Origin of the sequence: Gorillibacterium massiliense, from assembly GCF_000455485.1 — a bacterium.
Lineage (GTDB): Bacteria > Bacillota > Bacilli > Paenibacillales > NBRC-103111 > Gorillibacterium > Gorillibacterium massiliense.
Genome location: NZ_CBQR020000097.1, coordinates 1 through 17,565, shown reverse-complemented (window position 1 = coordinate 17,565; position 17,565 = coordinate 1). Strand labels below are relative to the sequence as shown.

At 50.9% G+C, this 17,565-nt stretch carries 16 protein-coding genes and 3 tRNA genes; 15 read left to right on the top strand and 4 right to left on the bottom strand.

Features of this window, described 5'->3' with window-relative positions; all coding sequences use genetic code 11:
- Nucleotides 1–485: 485 nt before the first annotated feature.
- The gene (locus TJ79_RS11770) at nucleotides 486–1,097 is read right to left on the bottom strand and encodes a histidine phosphatase family protein (RefSeq protein ID WP_040950508.1); all 612 of its coding nucleotides are present in this window, start codon (nucleotides 1,095–1,097) and stop codon (nucleotides 486–488) included.
- A 258-nt stretch (nucleotides 1,098–1,355) separates the two neighbouring features.
- Here TJ79_RS11770 and TJ79_RS11765 point away from each other — a divergent pair, with 258 nt between their 5' ends.
- From TJ79_RS11765 to TJ79_RS11695, 15 genes are all read left to right on the top strand, one after another.
- Complete coding sequence (locus TJ79_RS11765) at nucleotides 1,356–2,189, top strand: helix-turn-helix domain-containing protein (protein ID WP_337588942.1); 834 nt, start codon at nucleotides 1,356–1,358, stop codon at nucleotides 2,187–2,189.
- A gap of 76 nt (nucleotides 2,190–2,265) precedes the next feature.
- Nucleotides 2,266–3,024, top strand: coding sequence for a GNAT family N-acetyltransferase (locus TJ79_RS11760; RefSeq protein WP_040950506.1), 759 nt, complete (start codon nucleotides 2,266–2,268; stop codon nucleotides 3,022–3,024).
- Between the two features lie 50 nt (nucleotides 3,025–3,074).
- Nucleotides 3,075–3,803 (top strand): hypothetical protein, encoded by a 729-nt coding sequence (locus TJ79_RS11755; protein WP_040950505.1) that lies wholly within the window; start codon nucleotides 3,075–3,077, stop codon nucleotides 3,801–3,803.
- 92 nt (nucleotides 3,804–3,895) lie between these two features.
- A complete protein-coding gene (locus TJ79_RS11750) occupies nucleotides 3,896–4,969 on the top strand; it encodes a hypothetical protein (protein WP_040950504.1) in 1,074 nt (357 codons plus the stop codon).
- 234 nt (nucleotides 4,970–5,203) lie between these two features.
- Nucleotides 5,204–6,133 carry a hypothetical protein gene (locus tag TJ79_RS11745; protein ID WP_040950503.1) on the top strand — a complete coding sequence of 310 codons (930 nt, stop codon included), beginning with the start codon at nucleotides 5,204–5,206 and terminating at the stop codon, nucleotides 6,131–6,133.
- 166 nt (nucleotides 6,134–6,299) lie between these two features.
- Complete coding sequence (locus tag TJ79_RS11740) at nucleotides 6,300–8,672, top strand: ABC transporter ATP-binding protein/permease (protein WP_040950502.1); 2,373 nt, start codon at nucleotides 6,300–6,302, stop codon at nucleotides 8,670–8,672.
- Nucleotides 8,673–8,812: 140 nt separating this feature from the next.
- Nucleotides 8,813–9,487, top strand: a complete 675-nt coding sequence (locus TJ79_RS11735; RefSeq protein WP_040950501.1) for a response regulator transcription factor — start codon at nucleotides 8,813–8,815, stop codon at nucleotides 9,485–9,487.
- A complete protein-coding gene (locus TJ79_RS11730) occupies nucleotides 9,484–10,554 on the top strand; it encodes a sensor histidine kinase (RefSeq protein ID WP_040950500.1) in 1,071 nt (356 codons plus the stop codon). The genes TJ79_RS11735 and TJ79_RS11730 overlap by 4 nt, the downstream gene beginning before the upstream one ends.
- A gap of 85 nt (nucleotides 10,555–10,639) precedes the next feature.
- Nucleotides 10,640–10,714 (top strand) — tRNA-Glu (locus TJ79_RS11725).
- Nucleotides 10,715–10,763: 49 nt separating this feature from the next.
- Nucleotides 10,764–10,849 (top strand) — tRNA-Leu (locus TJ79_RS11720).
- A gap of 155 nt (nucleotides 10,850–11,004) precedes the next feature.
- Nucleotides 11,005–11,985, top strand: coding sequence for a Mur ligase family protein (locus TJ79_RS26655; RefSeq protein WP_162162947.1), 981 nt, complete (start codon nucleotides 11,005–11,007; stop codon nucleotides 11,983–11,985).
- Nucleotides 11,986–12,090: 105 nt separating this feature from the next.
- Nucleotides 12,091–12,963 carry a phospho-N-acetylmuramoyl-pentapeptide-transferase gene (gene mraY / locus TJ79_RS11710; protein ID WP_155987853.1) on the top strand — a complete coding sequence of 291 codons (873 nt, stop codon included), beginning with the start codon at nucleotides 12,091–12,093 and terminating at the stop codon, nucleotides 12,961–12,963.
- Between the two features lie 22 nt (nucleotides 12,964–12,985).
- Entirely contained in the window at nucleotides 12,986–14,023 is a 1,038-nt protein-coding gene (argC, locus tag TJ79_RS11705) for an N-acetyl-gamma-glutamyl-phosphate reductase (RefSeq protein ID WP_040950499.1), read from the top strand.
- 251 nt (nucleotides 14,024–14,274) lie between these two features.
- Nucleotides 14,275–14,838, top strand: coding sequence for a class I SAM-dependent methyltransferase (locus TJ79_RS11700; protein WP_040950510.1), 564 nt, complete (start codon nucleotides 14,275–14,277; stop codon nucleotides 14,836–14,838).
- Nucleotides 14,839–15,301: 463 nt separating this feature from the next.
- A complete protein-coding gene (locus TJ79_RS11695) occupies nucleotides 15,302–16,459 on the top strand; it encodes a sn-glycerol-1-phosphate dehydrogenase (RefSeq protein ID WP_040950498.1) in 1,158 nt (385 codons plus the stop codon).
- 44 nt (nucleotides 16,460–16,503) lie between these two features.
- Here TJ79_RS11695 and TJ79_RS25975 read toward each other — a convergent pair whose 3' ends face one another.
- The 3 genes from TJ79_RS25975 to TJ79_RS11680 all read right to left on the bottom strand — a co-directional run.
- Nucleotides 16,504–16,974, bottom strand: coding sequence for a DUF4362 domain-containing protein (locus tag TJ79_RS25975; protein ID WP_052339513.1), 471 nt, complete (start codon nucleotides 16,972–16,974; stop codon nucleotides 16,504–16,506).
- Nucleotides 16,975–17,091: 117 nt separating this feature from the next.
- A tRNA-Leu gene (locus TJ79_RS11685) sits at nucleotides 17,092–17,177 on the bottom strand.
- Nucleotides 17,178–17,337: 160 nt separating this feature from the next.
- Nucleotides 17,338–17,565: hypothetical protein (locus TJ79_RS11680; protein WP_238322979.1), on the bottom strand; the 228-nt coding region annotated here is incomplete at its 5' end.

Sequence of the window (17,565 nt, the reverse complement as noted above, 5' to 3'; positions counted from 1 at the left end):
TGGCTTTTTTGGCGTTTAGAGGGCCGATGAGAACCCTAGAGGAGGGTTCGTCGGAGCATAAGCTTCGAAAGCATCCGCTTCACAGTCTCGCCCTAAGGCGAGTATCCCTCTCTCTCCGCCAAAGAAGCCGCCTGTCAAAGGGCGGCTTTTTTGGCGTTTAGAGGGCGGGGAGTCTTATTATGCTGTGTGGGTGGGCGGATGCAGAGAGTGATTGCAAAATATGCAATTGAATTACCAATTTATAGTGGATTTTTTATGTTTGATTGCAGAAAGTGCAACAGAATCCGGTCAGAAGCCTCATTTACCCCACCAATCCGAAATTCTGTTGCAGAAAATGCAATCACGGGGTCCCGAATAATGGGATATGCTTGAAGTGGTTGTACTTTTTACAACAGGGCCCATCTTATCTGGTTTACCATAGAGCGACAAGCCATTCTATCCCTCATGTCATCAAAACCCGGCGGACGATTACTTGGATTCCCCCATCATACGTGACTAAGCTGCTCCAGATGCACCAAGCTGTTTGCAAACACAACTCGGCGCGCTTCTCCGTCGATTCTCCAGTGATGGATGCCCGTGTCTCCGGTGGAGATGGAGATTTGGGATGCCGTCGGCAACCCGAGAAAGCTGCGGAACAGCATGTTGATCATCCCGCCGTGGCTGACGATGGCAACGGTATCCTCCGGATCGTTTTCATGAATGATTTTGGATAATGCCGTTTCCGCTCTCATGCGGAATTGGATGAGACTCTCCTGCCCGTGTACGGCGGTATGCGGGAATTTCACGGCGGGCATCGGATATTTCAATCGGGCTTCTTCCCGGGATAATCCGGCGATGAAGCCGTTTTGGAACTCCATCAAATCGTCGTCGTGATGGATAGCGATTTTCCCCGCATTGCTGAGATATTGCGCTGTCTGTCTGGCTCTTTTTAAAGTGCTGCTGTAGATCTTGGCGATCTTATAGTTTGAGACCAACCAGTCCGCCATGGATCTGGCTTGCTTATTGCCCAATTCGGTCAAGGAGAAATCGGCTCTCCCCTCGTGTACATGCAAAAGATCCGCTTCCGATTGGCCATGCCGAATGATGATTAGATCCAATCCGATTCCCTCCCCGTTTCTTGAAGATCAACATGTCAGCTCCACAATTGTCATCAATTTCCTCTACTATTTTGGAAATGTCATTATAGCATACGATCCTTCGCAAATAGAGAGAGCAAGTTCACAGCCGGAAAGCAAACCGTCGGGTGAAAATAGGGACTAGAAAAAGGTATGGTGAAAGGGAGCCGTCAGCACATGATGAAGCCCTATATGCTACTGTCCAATGTTTTGAGTACGATCGAAGAGCAAATCCATTAACTGCCGGGCATCCCTGAGCTGTCCGCGTCATTTTCCATATCTTCCGTTCATCTTCAGCGCATGTTCAAGTTCGCCTTCGGTTTCACCCTTGCCGGTTACATCCGATCACGCAAGCTCACGGCAAGCCTGGATGATCTGCTTCGTACCGACAGGAATCTGATCGATCTTGCTTACGAATATGGTTTCGAGCACGAGCAGTCTTACATCCGAGCCTTCAAGCGGGAGTTCGGCATGACCCCCGGGACTTTCCGCAAAACGGGTCATATCGTGAAAATAACGCCGCCGCTGCAGCTTTACGACGCCAGCCAGTTGCCGGACGGCATTCTGTTCGGTCCCGACATTGTCATGGTGCCGCAGTTTCACGTCATCGGGGTACGCCACCGGATTCCTTTTCACGATTCCGTAGACTTGCCGCCGAAGATGGCCAAGCTGTTTTGGGAGCGGGAACGCCATGCCATCGGAAATGCCGTACGGCCCGATGTGTTTATCGGACTAACGAGAATTCCAGAGGGCGGAGCAGACTACTCCTATTATCTTCCATCTGTTCAAGTCCGGGATTTGAACTCCATTCCCCTAAATCTTGCCGGCGATACTTTTCCTTCTTCGTTATGCGCAAGATTCCACTACATCGGCGAACATCACTATTACGATATCGATGCGAACGTGGCTCGGGGCATGTATGACGCCATCGTCAAGTTTGCCAACGATCCCTTTGCCAAATATCGGATGCTGAACGGCAGTTTTTATTTTGAAAAAATCGACGTCTCCGCTTACGACGGCACATACTGCCTGATGGAATGGTTCACTCCCGTTGCGGAAAAAAGCGCAGAATGATAGAAAATGTTCATTTCGGCCTGCTAGGGAAGGATATAATACGAATACGAACTCACGTTCCCGGGAGGGCATTCAGATGAAAAAAGCGGAAATCATCCAGCGCATCGACGACGGGGCTAACTATTACTTGCGGCTTTTGGGCGACGCCAGACATATGGAGTTTATCGAGCACGAACACTACTCTCTCATCCGTCCCAAAACCGGTGAAAAAGGACTGACGATCCTGTTTCAGGTGAGGATCACCCAACTTCCCGAGGAAGAGTTGGCAGGCATAATCAAAGAGATCAAGGACATGAAGATGCATACCTGGTGGGGGCTTGGATTACCGGAAAACGTGCTTGACGTTATTTGGGGAACCGATAGACTGCCGACGCCACTGGAGCCTAACGAGGAAGAGGCTGCTATGGCGCTGCTTCCGCAAGAGAGACCGACATATCCGCCCGCCGATCAAGCCATCTCGATAAAAAAAGTCGGTACCCCGGAGGACTTCAAGCTGTGGGCCGACATTGTGAACGATGGCTTGCATAACGGTTATCCTTTGATTCATCCCGAAAACCATAGCCATTTATCCGAAACGGGGAAAATGCCTTGCTACATCGGCTATTACGAGGGAATTCCTGCCGCGGGAGCTGCATCCATGACGAATGGTTATGCCGCTTCGCTGGAATTTGTCGCAACGCTGCCGGGCTATCGCCGGAAGGGGCTCGCCAGGGCGGTCTGTGCCGCCGCCATCGATGAAGCTTTTGAAAAAGGGGCGGAGATTATGACACTCCGGGCTGAGGGCGATGCAAAGAAACTGTACACAGCATTGGGATTTCGGATATACCCATGTTAAGGACCGCCCCATAATAATTGACAATTCAAGAGAATAGGAAGGGATCGCCAGTGGCCGAAAACATTCAGTACAAAGATGAAATCATCATGGATACGTTTCGGGATGAAGTAAGCAAGAGCATGGGAGAGAACGCATGGAACGCTCTCACGGATGGCATCGGGGTTCCCGACATTGAAAAAGAAGGGCAGCAAATCTGCAAAAACATGCGCGAACTGATGAACCGGCTCGATGACATGGCTGAGCCCAAGCGGGCCAAAGAGATTCTGACCCATGTGAGGCATGGGCTCAAACGCGAGCAATTCGCTTGGGCGAAAGAGAAGTTTGCCCAATGCGGGTCCGATATCGACTCTTTTATAGCCTGCTGTTACGAAGAGGAACTGGGCAATTTCATCCGGCTGCGGGATGCTGGAGAGACTTTTTACGGCCAACCGGTTACCGATGAAGTTCTGAATTTCGTACAAAGCCAGCCAGGGATGCTGGCTGCGGTTCGCTCAGGATCTGAATTGCACATCACGGCTTTTCCCTATGACATGGTAAACTACCTGGCTGAGAATGACGAACGCAAAAAACGGTACCACGCCTGCCATTGCCCCTTTGCCCGGGAATCGATCTTGCATGAAGGCGCGGAAGTGTCGAAAACCTTGTGCTACTGCAGCCTCGGGCACGCCAAGATCATGTGGGAAGCCATTTTCGAACGAGAGCTGGATGGCGATGTAGTGGAGTCTGCCCTTGGCGGAAGCACATTGTGCAAACACGTGATCTATCTGCCGGAGGAGTGAAGGACTTCATTTATTGGTGAACAAAAGTTTGCTATATAGAAAGGGATAGGAAGGAATTTTTTCCAATCCAAAAATGAGGGCAGGTAGTCGACATGAACTTTTCCAGCTTGGAGCAGAGAGTCATTCATACATACCTCGATACTTTTCCGGATTTTATTCCAGCGCCTTCCGCTTCCGTATCGGAGCAGGGGCAGAAGCAATTTTACGACTTCATGCGTCATGTCTACGATATCTTAATGGAACGGCCCGATCTGCTGTTCGCCAAAACCCACGGCGATGACGCCCACACGAACCGCTTCAACAAACGCGCGGACGGCAAGCCGGAGCTGACGAATACCCTGCGGCGGAGCCAGATCAAGGTGGAGGAGCTTATCACCACCATGTTTCGGATCGGCGAGGCCGGGCGGCTTATTGGCAGCAAGCTGGTCATCGGCAGCGACCTGAAAATCAGCCGTTCCCATCTCTCCGTTCTGGAAGAGGCGGGAATCATCACCGTCAAGGAGGAGGACGGAAACCGGCCCCTTTTTCACGCGCAAAAAGACGAGCTGATGCCGGCGTGGAAATGGATGGCCTCGAAGCCCGGGGCTTCGGTATTGGCTTTTTCCCGGTGCATGTTTGATTCGGAACGATCCTATCCCCGCGGTATTTATGAACGCCTGTCCGGTGATGAGGCGGCCTTTCGTGCGCTAGTCGAATATTTGGAGGCAAACGGTTACGCCCGTATCGACAACCGGGATCATCAGGTGGCCCTCGATTATGTGAAAAACTACGACCGGAAAGACATGCCGGTCAAAGACGCCTGGGCAGAGCGCACTCATGCAGGGATATCCGCAAAGTACGATCCCCACGTGAAGCAGCCCGCCTATTTTTGCCTGCGTGTGCCGAAGATGAAAGAGGTCCTTGGACGCTTTGATTCCATGGACGACGAGGTGAAATCCTTTGTAGTCGCCTCCAACAAAAAGTGCGACGGCTGCAACTACTGCACCCAAACCGACAAAACCGGCGAACGCGGCCATAGCTCCATCATCGTCAGCCACAACGGTAAGGAGTACGAACTTTGCCTGCTGTTCCCAGGCTTTTACTACTGTTGGGTAGCTCTTGACGAGGGCCTTGTATCCGGGATGATTCGCTATTTGCGCTTCATCGATGAAACCCTAATAACATAAGCGGGTTATGCATAGCTTCTCACCCACGTTTTCCTATGGCGAAGAAGCGGTGTTCACGCCGCAATCTCCAAATAGCCACCGGTCAAAGGAGGCTTTTTTGGCGTAAAGAGGGTAAGAAATTAGCGGTTGAAGCCCGCTATAAGGAAATGGAAGATGTCGTTTTTTTACAATAATTGATTCAGAAGGCAGCTTATAATGAGGGAAATGACTACTGTCAGTAAAGGAGATCAATCCATGCAAAAATTGAGCAGACAAGCCTTCGAGGAAATACGCCGATGGATGTACCGTAACGCAAGGCCTCTTGAGCTTGCCAGATGGCAGGTTTACTTTGAGGATGGAAACGTAGATAGCGTGCTCAGGGCGTTGACTGCCTTCCAAAACGAGGATGGCGGGTTCGGTCATGCGATCGATTGCGACAACTTGAATCCAAACTCCACGCCTTATAATGCCGGGGTCGCCATAGGGATTTTTCGAGAGCTTGGAATATATGACCCGCATCATCCCCTTGTATCGAAGACATTGGCCTATCTGGACAATACCCCGTTTTTTTCCGAAAAGGGCTGGCCCTTTACCATTCCATCAAACGGCGACTACCCGCACGCTCCTTGGTGGACATACAGCGAAGAAAACAATGCCGAAAACCTCTATCATGTGACTGGAGGGTTGGTGGGCTACATCCTGCATTGCGGTGATAAGATGAGCCGCCTTTACCAAAAAGCGCTCTCGGTGGCGGATGGTATGATGGATGACTTGCGGCAAAAGGATATGATGGAGGTTCACGATGTGAATGCTTATTGCATCCTATTGCACGACATTCAAGCGGCGGAGCTTGCCGACAGGTTCGACATTGCCTATCTTACGGAGCGCCTGCGCGTAATGGTTAACGCTGCCATCGAACGCGATCCTGCGAAGTGGCCATTCTATTCCATGCGTCCTTCGACGTACATCGATTCGGCAGAGAGCATGTTCTATCCCGGAAATGAGGAGGTTGTAAGTGAGGAACTGGATTATATTCTGTCAACCCGGCATGATGGGGGTGTATGGGATATTACGTGGACGTGGGGGGACCATCCCAAAGAATTTGCCATTAGCGAGCGCTGGTGGCAAGGGTTTTGGGCGATTCGCAATCTCCTGATCCTTAAATCTTACGACCGTCTTTCTTGAATCGAAATAGGTAGAACCCGGCGATGAAAGGTTGCAGCCGGGTTTTGTCTTTGTTCGGTCCGTCAACATTCTCAGCCGCCTGTCAGAGGCGGCTTTTTTCAGTTCATGATGAATTCACATTGGACAACTACAATGACCTCATCAAAGAGAGAAGAGGAGAAACCATATGTCCAAGCTTTCGCTTCAACAAATCCGCAAATCCTATAAAGCGGGCAACGAATCCGTCGAAGTGTTGAAAGGCATTTCCCTGGAGTTCCGGGAAAGCGAGTTTGTTTCCATTCTCGGCCCTTCCGGCTGCGGCAAAACGACGCTGCTCAACGTCATCGGCGGCCTTGACCACTATGACAGCGGCGACCTTGTCATCGGAGACACCTCCACCAAAAAGTACAAAGGGTCCGATTGGGACGCCTATCGCAACCGTTCCATCGGGTTTGTTTTTCAAAACTATAACCTGATATCCCATCAGTCGGTTTTGCATAACGTTGAGATCTCCATGACCTTATCAGGCGTATCGCCGGCGGAGAGAAAGAAACGGGCGGCAGAGGCTTTGGAAGCCGTAGGTCTTGCCGGGCAGATGAAAAAGAAACCGAACCAGCTTTCCGGCGGACAAATGCAGCGGGTCGCCATCGCCAGAGCTTTGGTCAACAACCCCGACATCATCCTGGCCGATGAGCCGACAGGCGCCCTTGACAGCCAAAACAGCGTACAAGTCATGGATATCCTCAAGGAAATCGCAAAAACACGACTTGTCATCATGGTTACGCATAATCCCGAGCTTGCTGATGAGTACAGCACCCGGATCATTCGGCTTTTGGACGGCGAGGTGCAATCCGACAGCAACCCCATTCGGGAAGGTGAGGAAGAGGCGAAACCCGCCCTGGCCAGCGAGAAAAAGGCCAAAACCAAGAAACCCTCCATGTCCATGAAAACCGCCATCTCGCTATCCTTCAAAAACCTGCTGACCAAAAAAGGCCGCACGATCATCACTTCTTTTGCCGGCAGCATCGGCATCATCGGTGTTGCCCTTGTGCTTGCCTTGTCCAATGGCTTGTCCCTATTCATCGGGAATATGCAGTCCGAAGCTCTGTCGGGCTTTCCCATCACGGTGACCACTGCCGAGCAAAAAGTTGAATTTGGTCCCGGAAACGGTCCGGGACAGAAGGACAAGACATCGTTAGAGAAGTTTACGAACGGCAATGTGCTTTATTCCTACGACCGGGAAGAGAACACGAAAAGCCATACCAACGTGATGACGCAGGATTATCTCGATTACATCGGCAAAATCAAAACGGCTCTGCCGAATGCGGTAAATATGGTATCGTATAGCCGAGGGGTCACCATCAACCTGCTGGCAAAAGGCGGAGATACGCCCGTCAAGTATGAGACTTCCGCCCAATCCTCCGGCATGAACGGTCCTTTTGGGATGAGCGGACAGTTGTATTGGCAGGAATTGCCCGACAATCAGGACTATGTTTTGTCCTTGTACGATTTGATCGGAGAGGGCAGCCGGATGCCTGCAAACAAAAACGAAGTTGCCCTTGTTGTGGACGAGTATAACCGCGTGAATAAAGAGTTTCTGGAAAAGTTAGGTGTACCTGCGGGTACGGATTATAAGTTGACCGATTTTATCGGCAAGTCCATTTTAAAGGTCATCCCGAACAATGATTACTATACAAAAAATGGGGAATTATATACGGCTGCTACCCCGGCTGACTACGATAAGCTATATGGAAAAGACACCGCCATTCCGCTGACCATTACGGGAATTTTGCGGGTGAAAGAGGATGTGTCCAGCAGTTATTTATCCCAAGGCATCGCCTACACAACCGCGTTGACCGACTATGTGGTGGAGGATGCTCAGAAATCCGATATCGCTCTTCAGCAAAAAGACTCCGACAAGGATGTCCTGCTGGGAACTGCTTTTGCTAACGATAAGGAAAAAGAGAAGAGACTGCTAGCTCTCGGAGCGGACACGACGCCGACGGGAGTCAATATTTATCCAAAGGATTATGACAGCAAGGACAAGATAAAAGAATATCTGGATGCATTCAACAGCGGAAAAGCAGAGGCAAGCCAAATCCTGTACACGGATATGGCGGAAACCATCACCTCCGTGACCGGAACGCTTCTGAATACGATCACATACGTGCTTACTGGATTTGCCGCCATCGCCCTTGTGGTTTCTACCATCATGATCGGCATCATCACCTATGTATCGGTCATTGAGCGTACCAAGGAAATCGGCATTCTGCGAAGTGTAGGCGCGAGGAAGAAGGATATCTCACGGGTTTTCAATGCCGAAACCTTGATTGTCGGCTTTACGGCCGGAGCTTTTGGCGTGATCATCTCCTATCTTTTGACGATTCCTATCAACGCCGTCATCGACAAGTTGGCCGGGATCTCCGGCATAGCTAATTTGAATCCGGCAGCCGCTTTGACGCTGATCGTCGGAAGCATGGCTTTGACCTTGATTGCGGGACTGTTCCCGTCGAGAATGGCAGCCAAAAAAGACCCCGTCATCGCACTGCGAACCGAGTAAAGATCCGTGGGGATGTCCGTTTCAGGACGTCCCCGATCTTTTGGAGAACCGCCGACTCTCCAGAATAATCAGGTTTTGCAGCGACGGAATCCTTGCAGCCTTAAGTTCAACTTATACAAGAAGCAAATGAAGGTGATACGATGTTTACGATATTAGTAGTGGATGACAATGAAAGCATTCGCAAGCTTATGGTCACATACCTGAAACGAGACGGCTACCATACCTTATCTGCAGCTGACGGAGTGGAAGCACTCCGTATTATGGATAGGGAACATGTCGATTTGATGATTGCGGATGTCATGATGCCCGTGATGGATGGATTTACGTTAACGGGAGACTTGCGTTCGGCGAATCAGGATCTTCCCATCCTGATGATCACGGCGAAAGAACGGATTGAAGACAAGAAAAAAGGATTTTCCGTCGGCGTGGATGATTACATGGTCAAACCTGTCGATTTTGACGAGATGCTCCTCCGTGTGGCCGCTCTCCTGCGCCGCGCCAAAATCAATGCGGAGAAGAAAATGGCCATCGGCGACGTCACCCTTGATTACGATTCTCTTACGGTTACGACCGGCTCGGAGGAAATCGTGCTGCCGCAAAAAGAGTTTTACCTGCTGTTCAAGCTGCTCAGCTACCCGAAAAAAATTTTTACCCGCCGGGACTTGATGAATGAGATTTGGGGCTACGACTCCGAAAGCGACGAACGGACGGTGGACGTTCATATTAAACGGCTACGGGAAAAATTGGAACCGATCTCCGAATTTTCGATCATCACCGTTCGGGGACTTGGGTATAAGGCGGAAAGACATCTATGAAAGGTCATTATTTTTTTAAATCTCTATACGTAAAATTCTCCCTCATCTTTATCGCGATCTGGTGGATTTTGAATTTTCTGACCTTCAGTATCATCTTGAAGATCGTATGGACCACGTTCTTAAGCAAGATGGAGCCTGTTTTCCAGCGGTCTCCGAATCATTTCGAGCACATGCGCACTTTGATCGGGCTTGTGTTTTTGGGGAGCGCGCTTTTGGGGACCATCGCCATTCTCTTGGTTGTCCGGGGCATCGTCAAACCGATCAAGAAGCTTTCCAAGGCGTCCAAAGATGTTGCCGCAGGGAATTTCGATATTGCGGTCAAAGTGAAAAGCAAAGATGAAGTCGGGCGGCTTACGGCTGATTTTAACAAGATGGTATCAGAGCTAAAAAGCATCGACACCTTGCGTAAAGATTTTGTCTCCAACGTATCCCATGAGTTCAAAACGCCGATTACCGCCATTAAAGGCTTTGCTACTCTGCTAAGGGATGGGCAAATTAGCGAGGATCAGCAGAAAGAATACAGCAGCATCATTGTACATGAGAGCGAACGGCTGATCAGCTTGTCCGGTAATTTGCTTCGTCTTTCGGAACTGGACAGTCAGGTGATCCGGGAAAAAGCCGTGCGCTTTTCTTTGGATGAGCAGCTGCGCAAATCCATTCTCATGTTGGAGCCGATGTGGTCCAAAAAAGAGATCGAGTTTGATATTTCCCTAACTCCGGTGGATTATGTCGGCGAGGAAGATTTGCTCATGCAGGTCTGGTTGAATCTGATCGGGAATGCCGTGAAGTTCTCTCCTGAAGGCGGGGTTATTAAGATTTCGCTGACTGTGGAAAACGGAAGGCTAGCCGTGTCGATCTCCGACAATGGAATGGGCATCGCGGAGGAGGACAGGCAGCGGATTTTCGAGCGCTTCTTTAAAGGAGATAAATCCCGCAGCAGCGACGGCAACGGACTGGGGCTCGTGATTGCCCAAAAGATCACCGAACTCATGCAGGGGACGATATCCGTTGAGAGCCAATGGGGGAAAGGCACGACTTTTCGGGTGGAGCTAAAAATGAAAAATTAATACTTGCCATCTTTGGGGGAATGTCCTATAATAACTTTTGTCGCCTTTTGGACGAGCAGCTAGCGAAGATGAGCAGCGACGATAAGGCCCGTTGGTCAAGGGGTTAAGACACCTCCCTTTCACGGAGGTAACAGGGGTTCGAATCCCCTACGGGTCACCAATTTTAATCAGCAGCACCAACCCTTGTGAAGCAAACGCTTCTCCAATATGCGGCCGTGGTGGAATGGCAGACACGCTACTTTGAGGGGGTAGTGGGGGAAACCCCGTGGAGGTTCAAGTCCTCTCGACCGCACCAAATTCAAAATCACGAAGGCTTTGATGATCCGTTCATCAAGGCCTTTTTTGTTGTTCCCGGAATTGAAACTTTTTCCTTTTCTTGTTCGTCATTTTGGAAAGAAGTTGATTCACTTTATGGTAAAATCAAGAAAAACTGTATCGGAGACTCGTCTCATGAAATTGAGCCAACTGCTGGAGGGCTATGGCTGCCAGTACATACAAGGAAATCCGGAAACGGATGTTGCTAGTATCGCTTATGATTCCAGAAGAACGGGCGAGCGTTCTCTTTACGTGTGCATTAAGGGATTTCAGTCGAACGGACACCATTATATCCCCGATGCCCTGGCAAAAGGAGCGGCTGCGCTAATCGTTGAGGATGTGCCGGTGGAACTCCCTCGTGAGACCGTTGTATTAAAGGTGGAGAATGCAAGGAACGCTCTGGCTTTCGTATCCTCTAGGTACTACGGCGATCTGTCCAGCCAAATGAAGCTGGTGGGTATAACCGGGACGAGAGGCAAGACGTCCACGGCTGATTGGATCGGCTATCTCTTTGATCGTTTGGGGCTTACATCCGGCGTGATCGGTACGAAAGGCAACCGGATTGGGAACCGGACGATCGAAGCCGTGAAGAATACCAAAACCACCCCTGAGTCCCTTGAACTTCATGGCATCCTGAATCAGATGAATAAGGAAGACGCGACTCATGCGGTCCTGGAGGTGACGTCCCATGCTCTGGAGCTGGGACGGGTGGATTTTTGCCGGTTTGAAACGGGAGTTTTTACGAATCTTACTCCGGAACATCTCGATTTTCACAAGTCGCTGGAGAATTACGAGAACGCGAAGCTGAAGCTGTTTCGGCAGTGCAAATGCGCGGTGGTCAATGCCGACGATCCCTTTTCCGATAAAATATTGGCGGTGAACGGGAATGCCATCACCTACGGGATTCGCAACGATGCGGATATCCGGGCGATGGAGCTGCAGCTTGAAGACGGCACGGCCTCTTTTACATTGGAGAGCTTTGGCTCAAGGCACTTCGTGCAGTTGAAAATGGAGGATGACTTTGGGGTGTACAATGTTCTCACTGCCCTGGCTGTCTGCCACTCGCTGGGATATCCGGCTCATGACGTGATCCCCAATTTGACAAAGGAGATGTGAGGCGTGTTCCTTTATGGCGGGCTCAGTTTTCTTTTTACCCTCGGTTTTCTGAAGCTCTTCATCGACCGTTTGTCGAAGAAAGCTTTTTTCAGGAGAGCCGAGCATGTGGAAAGTAACAAAAAGTCATGCATCCAAGAGCTTCATAAACATAAAGCCGCAACCCCGACCATGGGCGGAATCGCCATGAATCTGTCCCTGATCCTGCTCACGCTCCTCTATTATCTCGTGACGGGGACCTTCCTCTGGGTTCATCTCCTGCTTATTCTCTATGGCGTAATGGGCTTCATCGATGACTATATCAAGATCAAAAAACTCCGGGACGGTGTCACCCGCAAGGAAAAGCTGATCGGCCTCACCCTTATCTCTGTCGTAGTCGTTAGTCTATTGCTGGCCGAGTTTCCGCAGCAGGGGCAGATTCTGTTCCCCTTCGTGCATCATGCCTTGGCGGTTAACGGGTATCTGTACGGCGCGCTGATGGTTTTTCTCATCGTCATGTCCAGCAACAGCGTGAATATTACCGACGGATTGGACGGACTGGCTCTAGGCGTCTGCTCCATTGTCTATGGGTTTATTGCAGTGTTTGCTTACCGGATGAATGCGGACGATGTGCTGTTCGGGGCTGTTGTCATGTTAGGCGCCTGTCTGGCAACGCTCTGGTTCAATAAATATCCGGCAAAAATTTTCATGGGCGACACCGGCTCCCTTATGCTGGGCGGCTCGATCGCCGTATTCCTCATCCGGCTGGAGATGCCGGTGTGGATCGTGCTTATGCTGATCGTGTCCATTTTTGAGGCGGTGAGCGTCATCATCCAGTTAAGCTCCCTGCGGTTTTTCCATAAACGGGTGTTCAAAATTGCGCCCTTCCATCATCATCTGGAAAAATGCGGGTGGAGGGAGACGGTGATTACGTCCTCTTTTTGCATGGTTACGCTGGGAGCTTGCATACTCGCCTATTTAGGGTTTGGAGTTGTGCAGTGAAATTAGGGAAACGAGGTGCCATATGGTAAAAGCAGGCATTCTTGGCGCTACCGGTTATGCGGGCCAGGAGCTTGTCCGGCTGCTTCACGGCCACCCGGAAGTTGAAATTCGAAAAATCGTATCCACTTCCCATGAAGATGCTAAATTCGCCTCTATCTACCGCAATTTTACGGGCATTTTAGATGAAAGCTGCCATTCCTTGGATTACGGTACGGTTGCGGACGGCTTGGACGTGCTTTTTACCTCCCTGCCTTATGGAGTACTAATGGAGCATCTGACCCAGGATCTATTGGATCGCGTCCATATTATCGACCTCGGCGTGGATTACCGCTTCTGGAATGCCGCCGAATTCAAACAGTATTACGGTAAGGACCATCCGTCCCTGCATCTGGCCCCGCAGTTTACTTATGGGCTCAGCGAATGGAATGAAGGAGCGATCCGCTCCGCGCGGCATATCGCGAATCCGGGGTGTTTTGCCACGGCGATCCAGCTTTCTCTGCTGCCTCTCGTCAAGGAAGGCGTCATCTCGGATACGGTTACCGTTGACGGCAAATGCGCGCTGTCCGGCTCGGGTAGGTCCCTCACCTTGGGCACGCACTTCGTCGAAGCCAACGAGTCCACGAAGCCGTACAAAATCGTGAGCCACCCCCACAAGGCCGAAAGCCGCAAGGGCATCGCATATTTTTCGGAAAAGCAGCTTAAGCTCACCTTCGTTCCGCATATTGTTCCTATGCAACGGGGGATTCTCGTCACCTGTTACACGGAACTGGCGGCGGGGTGGGAGCCTGAGCGGATTCGGGAAGTGTTCTGCGAGTATTATGACAAAAAGCCATTCATCCAATTACTCGACCGAGGCATGTACGTGGAAACCAAGTGGGTGCGCCACTCGAACATGTGCCATATCAATTTCGAAGTGGATGAGGAAGAGAACCGGCTCATCGTCTTCGCCGCCATCGATAACTTGATCAAAGGCGCTGCTGGGCAGGCGGTTCAGAACTTGAATCTCATGTACGGCTTCCCGGAGACGATGGCACTGGATATGGTGCCGGCTAGTATATGAAAACTCTAATAAACGAGTGACCGCGTTTATATGCCGGTTCACTCGTTTTATTTTTTAGAAGAGATTGTGGGAAACTATTCCTATAACAGAGGTATCCATATTTTTCCACGAAGAGGCATTGTATGATGGGGAGGACGGCTTAGCTCGTGCGCGCTGCCAATGGAAAGGATGGTTTCGGTGCCGATCAAACAAATCCCAGAGGAAGATTTGCCCGCGGTGTATCAATACTGGGCTCAAACGGGGCAACAATCATGTTGATTCAGGCGGAGATCAAGAATCACGACTTGCGTTTCGAAACGGCAGAGGGTCTTTTTTCACCGCATTCGGTGGACAAGGGAACACTGGTGATGCTGGATAAGGTTATCTTCGATCCAGGCGATTATGTGCTGGACTTGGGCTGCGGCTACGGCGTCGTGGGCATCGTCGCAGCCAAATGCATAGGCGCGGAGCGCGTCGTAATGGCCGATGTCGACCTGTTGGCAGTGGCAGCCGCCGAGCAAAACGCTCATCTTAACGGAGTTCCGGAGGTTCGGATCATCCAAAGCGATGGATTCCGTGCTATTCGCGAAACGGGCTTTTCACTTATATTGGCCAATCCGCCCTATCATGCCGATTTTTCCGTGCCTAAGCATTTCATTGAAAGAGGCTTCAACCGATTGCGCATCGGCGGGAAAATGCTGCTGGTCACGAAACGCAGAGAATGGTATAAAAACAAGCTGATTGCGGTTTTCGGCGGCGTGCAGATCTGGGAAGAGGATGGATACTTCGTATTCATGTCGGAGAAAAAATCAATGTCATACGCGAAAATCATGTAAAGACAGAAGAAGAGAGGCGGGCCGGAAACGGGCTCGCCTTTTTTGCGAATCGCGTATGCCATCCATGGTGGGGACCGTTGCGTTAATCTGTAAGTGGTTCAATTGTTAAACCCTTGCAAAAGGAACGCTCGGAATGGACAGAACGAACCGATTTCCGGATTGGTTGTATTTTCTGCAATAGAATGTCCTCGTCTCCGCCATTCTTCGAGTGCCAATTGTATTTTGTACAGGAGAATGACCCCGAAAATGATCTGGAGCGCGATTCGGGGGCATTCTCTTGTACATTTTACAATGGGAAATACAAAAACCACTAACATTTGGGAATTCAATTGCACTTTTTGCAAGCGAGCGCAGTCCTATCAGAGAAAATGCCGCCGTTCCCGGCTTCCGGATGATTCTTGCGGACGAGAGGGTTACAATAGGGAGAGTGACGGAAATCGACGGAGAGAGGAAGATTTGCCGGATGGATCCAATCGTCAGCAAAATCAGACTAGCAGCGGATCGGATGAACGTCGGACTGGAAGGGATCATGCCGGACCCGATTCGCGTTGCTAGAGGTGCTATTGGGGAAGTGGAGTCGTTTATTTCGGAAAAGGGCTTAGCCCGCATCGCTCTCGTGGCGGATGCGAATACGTATAGAGTTGCGGGTGAACGTGTTGAAAAGGATTTAGCGGCTGCTGGGTTCGAAGTCGCGTTGGTGGAGATTACCCCGAACCACCTGGGCGATGTCGTCGCCGATGAAGCTTCTATCGTGCAGGTGCTGCTCGCGGTGCAGCGCAATTCCTCTGATGTCGTGATTGCAGTAGGGAGCGGGACTTTGCATGACATTTCCCGTTATGCGGCGTATACGTCCCAGATTCCCTTCATTTCCGTGCCGACGGCTCCTTCGGTGGACGGATTTACTTCGAAAGGCGCTCCGCTGATCATCCGCGGCGACAAAATCACAGTTCCGGCGGTGGGGCCGCTGGCGATTTTCGCTGATCTGGACATTCTTTGCGCTGCACCCCAGCCGATGGTTGCCGCAGGTTTTGCGGATATGCTGGGCAAATATACCTCACTGTTGGACTGGAAGTTCGGCAGCATGACCGCCGGCGAGCCTTACGCTCCCGAAGTGGCGGAAATCACGGAGCAAGCCCTTATGGCGTGCGTTCGTCACGCGGAAGAAATCGGCAATCGGACGGAAGAGGGCATTCGCATACTGACTGATGCCTTGATCGAATCTGGCTTGGCAATGCTGCTCTTCGGTCAATCTCATCCTGCCTCGGGCGGCGAGCATCACTTGTCCCACTTCTGGGAGATGACCTTTATCCGCGAAGGCCGCAGGCAACTGCTGCACGGGGCCAAGGTGGGCGTCGCTTGCGCGGAAGTGGCTGCGCTTTACCATCGCATTGCCGAACAGGATCTGCTGGTCTCGAATGTGCCGGAGCCGATTCTCCGCCAAATCGCGGAACTACCGACGGACGCGGATCTACGGGCACTGTTGCGGACGGTTGGTGGACCGGACACTATTGCGGACTTAGGCATTGGGGTTGAACTGCTGGACGCAGGCCTAAAGCTGGCCCATCACATACGTCCTAACCGCTTTACGCTGCTCCGAGCTTGTAATGAAACGATGCGATAACCCATAAACGCTCCCGCCAACAGGCGAGAGCGTTTGTTTTGCAATTATGGAAAGGCGAAATAGCGGCCGATGCCGTTATTGCAGCCTTCAAGAATATGCATTCCGTTTCCGTTTTCGAGCTTTACGGTTCCGATGGCTTTACATATGGATCTGGTCCGTATTAAATGCTCGCCAAATCCGTCCAAGGAATCGTCATAGGTAAAATGAATGCTTTTGCCGTTATAGAACAACTCACTGAAAACCGGGTCGCCTTCTACCGTGTATTGGGTGATGCGTATGGCGTCCACTCTCTTGATTTTCAAACTCTCCAAAAAATGCTCCCATTTCTCCAAGTTTGCTTTACGGTCGATAGCGAGCACCACATCCCCGTTTTGTTCGGCGCGTTCCGGATCGTAAGGCTTCGTTATTTCGGGAAAGACCGGTCCGGCTGTCCATTGTTCCTCCGTTAGGCTATATACCGTTAATGCCAAAAGAACGATAATGGGAATCAAAGTAAAGAGAACCGAACGTTTCATCCAATCACCTCTACATATGGACAGTTAAATAGAGAAAAAGGTTTCAGTCCGCAGACGTGACAGTAGCTGAGACAAATAAAAAAAGCCTTGATCACCAAGGCTTTCCACATTCGTATATGGTGCGGTTGAGAGGACTCGAACCTCCACGAGCTTTCGCCCACTACCCCCTCAAAGTAGCGTGTCTGCCATTCCACCACAACCGCATACAGAATATTATAACGGAATTGCTGCCGGAAAGCAATTGGAGATTTCGGCCAATCGACTGCCGGCAGCAACCGTTAAGGGTGGGGGAGGCGGTTAGACTGTCCCCGTCATTTTGATGGGGGGATAATCGTTTTTCGACCAAGGTATGATCGTATCCTCTTAGGGCGTTGTCGTAGCGGACGGTTCTGTCGTCACATCGGCAGAAGGCGCAACAGTTGGCAGGCCGCCATCGGGAGCAATGGAGACAGCGGGGGTTGTGGATGTTCCGGAATCGCCGGTTCCGTCATTATCGTCGCCGCAGGCGCCGAGAGCCAGAACGAGCGCAGTCGACCACCTCATTCGATTTACTACTCTCCAGCGTGATTGCAGATGTTCTCTTTTTGTGGC

Excerpts from the sequence above, each read along its gene's own strand:
- TJ79_RS11740 (WP_040950502.1), top strand. The coding sequence starts at position 6,300 with ATGTCCAAGCTTTCGCTTCAACAAATCCGCAAATCCTATAAAGCGGGC.
- argC (WP_040950499.1), top strand. The coding sequence starts at position 12,986 with ATGGTAAAAGCAGGCATTCTTGGCGCTACCGGTTATGCGGGCCAGGAG.
- TJ79_RS25975 (WP_052339513.1), bottom strand. The coding sequence starts at position 16,974 with ATGAAACGTTCGGTTCTCTTTACTTTGATTCCCATTATCGTTCTTTTG.
- TJ79_RS26655 (WP_162162947.1), top strand. The coding sequence starts at position 11,005 with ATGAAATTGAGCCAACTGCTGGAGGGCTATGGCTGCCAGTACATACAA.
- TJ79_RS11760 (WP_040950506.1), top strand. The coding sequence starts at position 2,266 with ATGAAAAAAGCGGAAATCATCCAGCGCATCGACGACGGGGCTAACTAT.
- TJ79_RS11695 (WP_040950498.1), top strand. The coding sequence starts at position 15,302 with ATGGATCCAATCGTCAGCAAAATCAGACTAGCAGCGGATCGGATGAAC.
- TJ79_RS11735 (WP_040950501.1), top strand. The coding sequence starts at position 8,813 with ATGTTTACGATATTAGTAGTGGATGACAATGAAAGCATTCGCAAGCTT.
- TJ79_RS11700 (WP_040950510.1), top strand. The coding sequence starts at position 14,275 with ATGTTGATTCAGGCGGAGATCAAGAATCACGACTTGCGTTTCGAAACG.
- TJ79_RS11750 (WP_040950504.1), top strand. The coding sequence starts at position 3,896 with ATGAACTTTTCCAGCTTGGAGCAGAGAGTCATTCATACATACCTCGAT.
- TJ79_RS11745 (WP_040950503.1), top strand. The coding sequence starts at position 5,204 with ATGCAAAAATTGAGCAGACAAGCCTTCGAGGAAATACGCCGATGGATG.
- TJ79_RS11730 (WP_040950500.1), top strand. The coding sequence starts at position 9,484 with ATGAAAGGTCATTATTTTTTTAAATCTCTATACGTAAAATTCTCCCTC.